The organism is Mesorhizobium sp. M4A.F.Ca.ET.090.04.2.1, from assembly GCF_003999085.1.
In the GTDB taxonomy this organism is placed as follows: domain Bacteria; phylum Pseudomonadota; class Alphaproteobacteria; order Rhizobiales; family Rhizobiaceae; genus Mesorhizobium.
The window spans coordinates 1-2,918 of the sequence record NZ_RZOT01000658.1 but is presented as its reverse complement, the minus strand read 5'-3'; the positions used below and the strand labels follow the sequence as shown (position 1 = coordinate 2,918).

The following is a 2,918-nucleotide window of genomic DNA, read 5'->3' as shown; positions in this document are numbered from 1 at the left end:
GTGCCGGAGCGTCCGGCCTCGATCGGCCAGGTGCGCTATGGCGCCGATCCGGATGACGTGCCGCCGGTATCGCCCGCCTCGCAGGGCAATTTTCTGGCGCACACGCTCAGCACGTTGCGCCGCGCCGCCGGCACGCGGGTGTTCTGGTACCTGTTCGCCACCTTCTTCATCTGCGGCTTCACCACCAACGGGCTGGTCGGCACGCATCTCATCGCCTTCTGCGGCGACATGGGCATCGGCGAGGTGCAGGCGGCCGGCCTGTTGTCGATGATGGGCATCTTCGACCTGATCGGCACGACGCTGTCGGGCTGGCTCACCGACCGCTTCGACCCGCGCAAGCTGCTCGGCGTCTACTATGCCATCCGCGGCCTGTCGCTGATCTACCTGCCCTATTCCGGCTTCTCGGCGGTCAGCCTGATCATTTTCGCCGTGCTCTATGGGCTCGACTGGATCGCCACCGTGCCGCCGACGCTGAGGCTCGCCAACGAGGCCTTCGGCGACCGCAGCGGGCCGATCGTGTTCGGCTGGATCGTCGCTGGCCACCAGGTCGGCGCGGCGGCGGCCGCGGCGTTCGGCGGCACGATGCGCGAGCTGCAGGGCAATTACGAGCTGGCCTTCCTGATCGCCGGCATGACGGGCATCGCGGCGGCCTGCATCTCGCTCTTGATCAACACGAGCAAGCCGGCCTTCGAGCCGGAGCCGCAGCCGGCGTAGGACACGACTGCCCCTTCTCCTCTTGTGGGAGAAGGTGTCGCCGAAGGCGACGGATGAGGGGTGTTCCAGAGGACACCGACGTCCCATTCCTTCCAGTACCCCTCATTCGTCTCGGCGCTATCGCGCCGATCCACCTTCTCCCACAGGGGGAGAAGGTAAAGACACCTGTTGGTTGTCAGAAAAACTTCATGGTTCCGAGATGCGCCTGAAACATTGAGGCGGGAGCTTGGCGGTCCCGTTCAATGCCATCCCGGAGACAGCCATGAACAAGATCTCGATGACCCGCCGCGCCTTCGTCACCTCGGCGAGCGCGTTCGGCCTGGTCGGCACCTCGGGCCTCGCGCTGCCCTATTATTCGCGCGCCAGCCAGCGTCCGGCCTTCACCCATGGCGTCCAGTCGGGCGACGTCGATGCTGGAAGCGGCATGGTGTGGACGCGCACGGACCGCCCGGCGCGGGTGATGTTCGAAGTCTCGTCGACGGAGAGCTTCGCCAACGCGACCAGGCTCGCGCCGCTCGATACGTCGCCGGCCAGCGACTACACGGTGAAGCGGCTGCTCACCGATCTCGCCGCCGACCAGGACATCTTCTACCGCATGACGGCCGCCGATCTCGCCGACGTCAACGCCGTCTCCGAGCCGATCGTCGGCCGGTTCCGCACTGCGCCGGCCTCCAAGCGCGACATTCGCTTCGCCTGGTCGGGCGACACCGCCGGCCAGGGCTGGGGCATCGACGAGACCGGCATGAAGACCTACGCCACCATCGGTAAGCACACGCCCGATTTCTTCCTGCACTCCGGCGACACGATCTATGCCGACGGCGTGATGAAGGATGAGGTCGACCTGCCCGGCGGCGGCAAATGGAAGAACGCCGTGCTGATCGACGAGAAGCGCAAGGTGGCGCAGACGCTCGACGAATACCGGGCGCAGTGGAAATACAACATGATGGACAAGAACGTGCTGGGCCTCTCCGCCATCTGCCCGACCTTCTACCAGTGGGACGACCACGAGGTCGTCAACAACTGGTCGGATTCGAAGGACCTCAGCAGTGACGACCGCTATTCGGAAAAATCCATCCATGTGCTGGCGGCGCGCGCGGCGCGCGCCTTCCACGAGATGACGACGATCCGCTATGAGCCGGCCGAGCCAGGCCGCGTCTACCGCAAGATCGCCTACGGGCCGCTGCTCGACGTGTTCTTCCTGGACTTGCGCTCCTATCGCGGCCCGAACGGCCCGGACATGCAGGACACGATGACGCCGGAATCGCGCATGCTGGGCGAGCAGCAGACCAAGTGGCTGAAACGCGAGCTGACCAATTCAAGGGCGACCTGGAAGATCATCGCCGCCGACATGCCGCTTGGCCTCGTCGTCTGGAATGACGGCACCAAGAAAGTGGGCGCAGAGGCCGTCAGCAACGGCGACAACGGCCTGCCCAAAGGGCGCGAACTCGAGATCGCCGATCTGCTGCGCTACATCAAGAATGCCGGCATCAGCAACACGGTGTGGCTGACGGCCGACGTCCACTACACGGCCGCGCACTACTACAACCCCGACAAGGCGCAGTTCCAGGACTTCAATCCGTTCTGGGAATTCGTCTCAGGCCCGATCCATGCCGGCACGTTCGGGCCCAACGATTTCGACATGACCTTCGGACCGGAGCTGAAGTTCATCAAGGCGCCGACCGCCGAGCAGGGCCAGAACCTGCCGCCGTCGGCCGGCCTGCAGTTCTTCGGCCTGGTCGACATCTCAGGCGCCACCGAGCAGCTGACGGTGCGGCTGATGGATCGCGACGACAATGAGCTCTACAAGGTGACGCTCGATCCGGTGCGCTCGGCTTAGGAGACTGTTGGAAATTCTACTCCGGCGGCCATCTGCTGGCGTTTTCTGCGCTTCCGGTGCTCACGGACCCAAATTGTCCGCTCCGCTCCGGTTCTCGAAACCACCACCATATGACTCGCCGGAGCGAATTTCGAAACAGTCTCCAGGAGGACGACCGCGACCGCTGGCCGTCAGTCCGGATAGCAGACAGCGGGAATCTTCGGCCAAACGGCGCTGTCGCAGCCGGCATCCTTCTGTCGCTGCTTGAAAGCGGCGCTGACGGCGCCGGTCACCACCGGGTCGACGCCATCGGGGGCGTCGGCGAACATCTGCTCGGCCGTCTGCGTATCGGCGGGCAAAACCGGGTTTTCCCTTAGAGTCGCGGGGG

Annotated in this window: 3 protein-coding genes; 2 read left to right on the top strand and 1 reads right to left on the bottom strand. The window is 64.9% G+C overall.

Annotated elements, in window-relative coordinates; translation table 11 throughout:
- Together EN781_RS29890 and EN781_RS29885 are read left to right on the top strand one after the other, a co-directional pair.
- Positions 1-714: MFS transporter (locus EN781_RS29890; protein ID WP_145965708.1), on the top strand; the 714-nt coding region annotated here is incomplete at its 5' end.
- A gap of 262 nt (positions 715-976) precedes the next feature.
- Entirely contained in the window at positions 977-2,551 is a 1,575-nt protein-coding gene (locus EN781_RS29885; RefSeq protein WP_126057571.1) for an alkaline phosphatase, read from the top strand.
- A 170-nt stretch (positions 2,552-2,721) separates the two neighbouring features.
- Here the strand turns inward: EN781_RS29885 and EN781_RS29880 are convergent.
- Positions 2,722-2,918: hypothetical protein (locus EN781_RS29880; RefSeq protein ID WP_127400612.1), on the bottom strand; the 197-nt coding region annotated here is incomplete at its 5' end.